The 6,764-nt window shown below is 64.3% G+C and carries 5 protein-coding genes, 1 tRNA gene and 2 pseudogenes; 6 read left to right on the top strand and 2 right to left on the bottom strand.

Translation table 11 applies throughout. From position 1 onward, the window contains the following. Positions 1–10: 10 nt before the first annotated feature. Complete coding sequence (locus ACGYLD_RS13110; RefSeq protein WP_271693328.1) at positions 11–595, bottom strand: TetR/AcrR family transcriptional regulator; 585 nt, start codon at positions 593–595, stop codon at positions 11–13. 75 nt (positions 596–670) lie between these two features. Between ACGYLD_RS13110 and ACGYLD_RS13115 the strand changes: the two genes are divergently transcribed. The 5 genes from ACGYLD_RS13115 (at position 671) to ACGYLD_RS13135 (ending at position 5,710) form a co-directional block, all read left to right on the top strand. Further along, a complete protein-coding gene (locus ACGYLD_RS13115; protein WP_271693327.1) occupies positions 671–1,039 on the top strand; it encodes a hypothetical protein in 369 nt (122 codons plus the stop codon). A gap of 116 nt (positions 1,040–1,155) precedes the next feature. Continuing rightward, positions 1,156–2,442, top strand: coding sequence for a homoserine dehydrogenase (locus tag ACGYLD_RS13120; RefSeq protein ID WP_271693326.1), 1,287 nt, complete (start codon positions 1,156–1,158; stop codon positions 2,440–2,442). A 321-nt stretch (positions 2,443–2,763) separates the two neighbouring features. Continuing rightward, positions 2,764–3,726 (top strand): class II fructose-bisphosphatase, encoded by a 963-nt coding sequence (gene glpX / locus ACGYLD_RS13125; RefSeq protein ID WP_209218967.1) that lies wholly within the window; start codon positions 2,764–2,766, stop codon positions 3,724–3,726. Positions 3,727–3,778: 52 nt separating this feature from the next. After that, complete coding sequence (gene recJ / locus ACGYLD_RS13130) at positions 3,779–5,518, top strand: single-stranded-DNA-specific exonuclease RecJ (RefSeq protein WP_271693325.1); 1,740 nt, start codon at positions 3,779–3,781, stop codon at positions 5,516–5,518. 117 nt (positions 5,519–5,635) lie between these two features. Beyond that, a tRNA-Glu gene (locus ACGYLD_RS13135) sits at positions 5,636–5,710 on the top strand. Between the two features lie 150 nt (positions 5,711–5,860). Here ACGYLD_RS13135 and ACGYLD_RS13140 read toward each other — a convergent pair. Then, a pseudogene (locus ACGYLD_RS13140) lies at positions 5,861–6,502 on the bottom strand (tyrosine-type recombinase/integrase); the annotation flags it as partial. Here ACGYLD_RS13140 and ACGYLD_RS13145 point away from each other — a divergent pair. Then, positions 6,410–6,764, top strand: a pseudogene (locus tag ACGYLD_RS13145) (transposase); the annotation flags it as partial. The pseudogenes ACGYLD_RS13140 and ACGYLD_RS13145 overlap by 93 nt on opposite strands.

Below are 6,764 nucleotides of genomic sequence, written 5' to 3' on the forward strand. Positions count from 1 at the left end.
CCGTGGCCGGTCAGACGGTCACGGCCTTGCGCACCATATCCCAATATTGTGCGACGACCTCGTCCAGCGACAGCCGTCCGCCCGCGCGGTACCAAGTGTTCACCCCCGTCAGCATGGCGATAATCGCCAGCGTCACGATCTTGGTGTCGGCGACGGCGAAATCGCCGCTCGCCACCCCGGCGCGCAGGATCGTCTCTAACCGGTCCTCATAGTCGCGGCGCAGGCGCTCGATCACGGCGAAATTCTCCTCCGTCAGATTGCGCAGCTCCATATAGGCGATGAAAACCTCATCGGGCCGGTCTGCGTGAAACCGGATGTGGAAGGCCACGAAATCCCGCAACTGCTGCATGGCGGGGCGGCTGGGGTCATGGGGTGTTTCGGCCAGCAGGTCGGTCATATGCGCCTGCATCAGGTCAAACAGCAGGCTCTGCTTGTCGGGCGTGTAGTTATAAAGCGCCCCGGCCTGCACGCCGACTTCGGCGGCGATGGCGCGCATCGACACAGCGGCATAGCCACCCCGTGCGAAAAGCCGCAGCGCGGCTGCGCGGACACGCGGGCCGGTGATATCGGAGTGGGAGCCTGTGGTTCTTGCCATGGCGGCAATTTAATGAACAAGCGTTCAAAAGCAAACCCCGCTTGCGCGAAGATCACGGCTGGGGCAGAACGAGGCATGACCCAAGCGCGCCCGCCCCGCCCTCTTTCAACCATCGCCCTGCTTCTGGGCGTCTCGCTGCTGGCGGGCTGCACGCAGTTTCCCGAACTCGACCGCACCATCACGCCTGAACTGGAGGCCGCCCCCTACCCCGATCTGGTCCCGATCGACCCGCTTCTGGCCAAGGCCACCGCCGGGCGGATCGACCCTGCGCGGACCGAAGCGGCGCTCACGGGGCGTGCGGCCAATCTTGAAGCCCGCGCGGCGCGCGTCAGCCGCACAAGCGCCCAATCCGCCAGTGCCGCGCGGGTGGCGCGGCTCAGGGCGCGTGCTGCCGAACTCCAGCGCGCCCGCCAAGCCGCCGAGGACAGCGAAAGCGCTGAATAAACGGGCATCCCCGTGATGCGTATGCGCGTTGCACGCAGGCGCCGAACCCGCTACATCGCGGCTATGCCCGGCCCCGCCTGCCGGGCCTTTCGGATCAGACCAGAAGGACCACCGCCATGTCTAAGCCGCTTCGCCTCGGGATTGCCGGATTGGGAACCGTGGGCGTGGGTGTGCTGCGCATTCTGCGCCAACAGGCCGCCCTGTTAGAGGCCCGCACCGGCTGCGCGATGACGGTCTCGGCGGTTTCGGCCCGCACGCGCAACAAGGACCGCGGACTGTCGCTTGCGTCTTATGACTGGGAAGACGATCCCGTCAAATTGGCCACCCGCGACGACGTGGATGTGTTCGTCGAGCTCATGGGCGGCGCGGATGGCCCCGCCAAGGCCGCGACCGAAGCTGCGCTGGCGGCGGGCAAGCATGTGGTCACCGCCAACAAGGCGATGCTGGCGATCCATGGCCAAGCCTTGGCCGAACAGGCCGAGGGCGCGGGCGTGGCCCTGCGCTATGAGGCGGCTGTGGCGGGCGGCATCCCGGTCATCAAGACGCTGATGGAGGGGCTCGCCGGGAATGAGATCACCCGGATCATGGGGGTGATGAACGGCTCGTGCAATTACATCCTGACGCGGATGGAGGACTCGGGCAAAACCTATCAAGAGATCTTTGCCGAGGCCGATGGGCTGGGCTATCTCGAAGCCGATCCGCAATTGGACGTGGGCGGCATCGACGCGGCGCATAAACTGGCGATCCTGTCCTCCATCGCCTTTGGCACCAAGATCGACTTTGACGGCATCCAGCTTGAGGGGATTGAGCGAGTCGCCATCGAAGACATCCGCGCCGCCGCCGACATGGGTTATAAGATCAAACTGCTGGGCGTGACCCAGAAAACCGGCCGCGGGCTGGAGCAGCGGATGATGCCCTGCCTCGTGCCGCAAACATCGCCTTTGGGGCAGCTTGATGGCGGCACCAATATGGTGGTGATCGAAGGCGATGCCGTGGGCCAGATCGTGTTGCGCGGTGCCGGTGCGGGTGAAGGGCCAACGGCCAGCGCCGTGATGGCCGATGTCTGCGACATCGCGCGCGGGTTGCGCGGGCCGGTCTTTGGCCAGCCTGCCGGAACGCTTGAGCAAACCATCCCCGCCAGCAGCCAACGCCCCGCCCCCTACTATCTGCGCATGGCGCTGGTCGACAAACCCGGCGCGCTGGCGAAAATCGCCACGGTGCTGGGCGAAGCGGGTGTGAGCATCTACCGGATGCGCCAGTATGAGCATTCCGACACTTCTGCCCCGGTTTTGATCGTGACGCATAAAACCAGCCGCGACGCGCTGCTGGAAGCGCTGGCGAATATGGACAAGACGGGCGTGCTGGCCGGTGAACCGGTGGCGCTCCGGATCGAAGAGGTCTGAGGCTGAGAGCCATCGCCTGCCCGCGGGCGGGCGATGAGACGGTGCTTCGTGCCACTTTATGGCTCAACCCTAATGTGCGCCCGCCGGGGCGCACCCAGCCCCACCAAATCGCCTACCCTGTCGCACCAAAGGTGCGCCTAGATAGACGGGCACGCCTTCGGCGTGACAAGGCGGGCAGGCGATGGCCCGGCGCCTACGGCTTGTTCCCGGGCCGGGGTGGCAGTTTCGGCTGAAGCGGCAGCCCCTTCCACAACCCAAAACTTGCCCCGAGGCCCGCGCGAGGGTACAGGACAGAAAACACATTGCACCCAAGGATACTCCATGACCGCTTCCGCCGAATTCCAAGACCGCATGCTCTCTCTGGGCCTCGCCCGCGTTTCCGAAGCCGCCGCGCTGGCCTCGGCCAAGCTGATCGGCAAGGGTGACGAGAAAGCCGCCGACCAAGCCGCCGTGAACGCCATGCGCGAACAGCTCAACATGCTCGACATCGCGGGCGTCGTGGTCATCGGCGAAGGTGAGCGGGACGAGGCCCCGATGCTCTACATCGGCGAGGAAGTCGGCACCGGCAAGGGCCCCGGCGTGGACATCGCGCTGGACCCGCTGGAAGGCACCACGCTGACCGCCAAGGACATGCCCAACGCGCTGACCGTGATCGCCATGGGCCCGCGCGGCTCCATGCTGCACGCGCCGGACACCTATATGGACAAGCTCGCCATCGGCCCAGGCTTCGAGACCGATGTCGTCACCCTCGACATGAGCCCCGGTGAGCGTGTCGAAGCGCTGGCCCGCGCCAAGGGCTGCGCGGCGTCCGACATCACCGTTTGCATCCTCGAACGCCCCCGCCACGCCGACATGATCGCCGAGGTCCGCGCCACCGGTGCCGCCATCCGTCTGATCACCGATGGTGACGTGGCGGGCGTGATGCATTGCGCCGACCCCGAAACCGGCATCGACATGTATATGGGCCAAGGCGGCGCGCCCGAGGGCGTCTTGGCCGCCGCGGCGCTGAAATGCATGGGCGGGCAGATGTATGGCCGCTTGCTGTTCCGCAACGAAGACGAAAAGGGCCGCGCCGCCAAGGCCGGGATCACCGAGTTCGACCGCATCTATTCGCGCGACGAGATGGTCACCCAAGACGTGATCTTTGCCGCGACAGGCGTCACCGGCGGCAACATCCTGCCGGGCGTGAAACGCGAGCCGGGCTGGCTGACTACCGAGACGCTGATCATGCGCTCGCGTACCGGTTCGGTCCGCCGCATCAACTACCGCACCCCGGCGGAGTGAGGGCCAGACTGGCCCTCCCCACCCCCTTCCATAACGGCCAAATGAGGTCCGCATGAGCTTTCTCGGTGTCGAAACATCTTTGACCGGGCGGCGCTGGATCGGTCCTGACGTGGAACTGACCCGGGCGGCGGAACTGCTGGTGCAGCGCGCGGGCCTGCCCGATCCGGTGTGCCAAGTGCTGGCGCGCCGCGGCGTGGTCGATACCCAAGCGGCGGGCTTTCTGGCCCCCGCTTTGCGCGACCTGCTGCCCGATCCCCGCTCCCTGCGCGATATGGAGGCGGCAGCGACGCGGTTTCTTTCGGCCCTGCAAAACCGCGAACGCATCGCGATTTTCGCGGACTATGACGTGGACGGCGGCTCTTCCGCCGCGCTGCTGCTGGTCTGGCTGCGCGACATGGGCCACCGTGCAACGCTCTATATCCCTGACCGTATCGACGAGGGCTATGGCCCCAATGACGAGGCGATGGCCTCCCTCGCCGCTGAGCATGACCTGATCGTCTGCGTCGACTGCGGCACGCTGTCCCATGGCCCCATCGCCGCCGCCAAGGGCGCGGATGTCATCGTGTTGGACCACCACCTTGGCGGCGAAACGCTGCCCGATGCGCTGGCCGTGGTGAACCCCAACAGACAGGACGAAGACGGCACGCTGGCGCATCTCTGCGCCGCTGCCGTCGTGTTCTTGATGCTCGTCGAAGTGGGGCGGCAATTGCGCGAAGCGGGGCGCAAGGGGCCGGACCTGATGGCGATGCTCGATTTGGTGGCGCTGGCCACTGTCGCCGATGTGGCCCCACTCACCGGCGTCAACCGTGCTTTCGTGCGTCAGGGGCTCAAGGTCATGGCCCGGCGCGCGCGGCCCGGTCTTGCCGCCCTGTCGGATGTGGCGCGGATGGACACGGCCCCCACGGCCTATCACCTCGGATTTCTACTCGGCCCCCGCATCAACGCGGGCGGGCGCATTGGCCAAGCCGACCTTGGCGCACGGCTTTTGGCCACCGCCGACCCGCATGAGGCCGCCGCATTGGCCGAACGCCTCGACCAGCTCAATACCGACCGCCGCGAGGTTGAGGCCGCCGTGCGCGCCAGCGCCATGGCACAGGCCGAAGAACGCGGCTTTGACGGGCCGCTGGCATGGGCCGCCGGCCCCGGCTGGCACCCCGGCGTGGTGGGCATCGTCGCCTCGCGCCTGAAAGAAGCCGCCAACCGCCCCTCCATCGTCATTGGTGTCGAAGACGGCATCGGCAAAGGCTCGGGCCGCTCGATCAGCGGCATCGACCTCGGCGCGCCAATCCAACGCCTTGCCGCCGAAGGGCTGCTGATCAAGGGCGGCGGGCACAAGATGGCCGCAGGCCTGACCGTGGCGGAAGACAAGATCGACGCGGCGATGGCGCGCTTGGGCGAATTGCTCACCAAACAGGGCGCGCATTTGGCAGGCCCCGCCGACCTCAACCTCTGCGGCATGATGATGCCCGGCGCAGCCACCGTGGAGCTGGCCGAGATGGTCGACCAAGCCGGCCCCTTCGGCGCCGGCGCCCCTGCCCCGCGCTATGCCTTTGCGGACATGCAAATCCGCTTTGCCAAACGCGTGGGCGAGAACCACCTGAAAGTGAGCTTTGGCGACGGCCTCGGCGCGAATCTAGAGGCGATTTCCTTTGGCGCCTACGACGGCCCCCTCGGCCCCGCGCTGGAAAACCACGGCGGCGCGCGTTTCCACCTCGCAGGCCGTCTCGACATTAACAATTTCCGCGGTCGGCGCACCGTTCAACTGCGTTTGGAGGACGCGGCGCGGGCCTGAAAACTTTTTCTGAAGAAACTTCATTTTTCCGCTTGCAGCCCCCCGCAGTATTACTTAAACGTCCGCTCACAGACAGAGCAGCACACACTAAACGCTGCACTGACATGACAAAAGAGTGGCCCGTTCGTCTATCGGTTAGGACGCCAGGTTTTCAACCTGGAAAGAGGGGTTCGATTCCCCTACGGGCTGCCACTTACTCTCAAATTTCCTTATATCGTTGGACTTTTTGCCTTCTTGTGTCCCACGATTTTCAGGGCATGGGACACCATTGCTGTCGCGCGCCTTTTCTGCGCGGTCAAAACTGGCCACGCTCAGCCTCTCCCGATCGACGTCCTGCACATAGGGTGCGGATGACTTAACGTCGGAATGAGATAGGCGTGCCGCAATCTCGTAAACACTCGCACCAGAATGGGCCAACTCGTGGGCAGTTGCCTTACGAATCCCATGCTGGGAGAGCGCAGCTCTTTTTTCGATAACCTTCTTCCCGGTTTTTTTGTCTTCCACCTCAACATCCCGAGTCAGCCCTGACTGAACAACCCACTTGGAAACCCGATTACTGAAGGATTTTTTTGTCGAGAAAGGCTTGCCTCTTGATGTAAGCATAAAAGTATCTGCGTCTTGTGGCCCGACCTCAAGCTCCTCCGCGAGCTCTCTCATCAGTGGAACAATGACTTCCTTTGAACCTGCCTTCTTGGGCTGCCACTTAAGGAAAGCTCTTCCGTCTTTAAGTAGGATGTTGCGCGGCCCCAAGATGCTTACATCTTCAATCCGACCCGCCGTATTTTTCGACAGATAGAACCATCGACGTGCCATGGTCCCTCGGTAATCCCCCCCGATGTTAAGGGGATGCGGAAGTAGAATTTTCTCGGCAGGATGAACGAGGAGATTCCGATGAAGAAGACACGTTTTACCGAGGCCCAGATCATGGGCGTGCTGCGCCAGATGGAAGGCGGCGTTCCTGCTGCCGAGTTGTGCCGTGAACATGGCATGAGCAGTGCCACGCTTTACAAATGGCGGGCCAAATATGGCGGTATGGATGCGAGCCTGATCAGCGAGATGAAGGCGATGGCCGAGGAGAACCGCCGCCTGAAGCGTATGTTTGCTGATGTCAGCATGCAAAACGACCTGCTGAAGGAGGCGCTCGGAAAAAAATGAAGCGGCCAGCTCAACGCCGAGAGTTGGCCGTGAAAGCGGTGGCGATGAAGGGGGTCAGCATTGCGCTGGCGTGCCGGGCGTTCGACGTCAG

It is taken from the genome of Sulfitobacter sp. 1A12056, assembly GCF_043558125.1.
In the GTDB taxonomy this organism is placed as follows: Bacteria; Pseudomonadota; Alphaproteobacteria; order Rhodobacterales; family Rhodobacteraceae; genus Sulfitobacter; species Sulfitobacter faviae.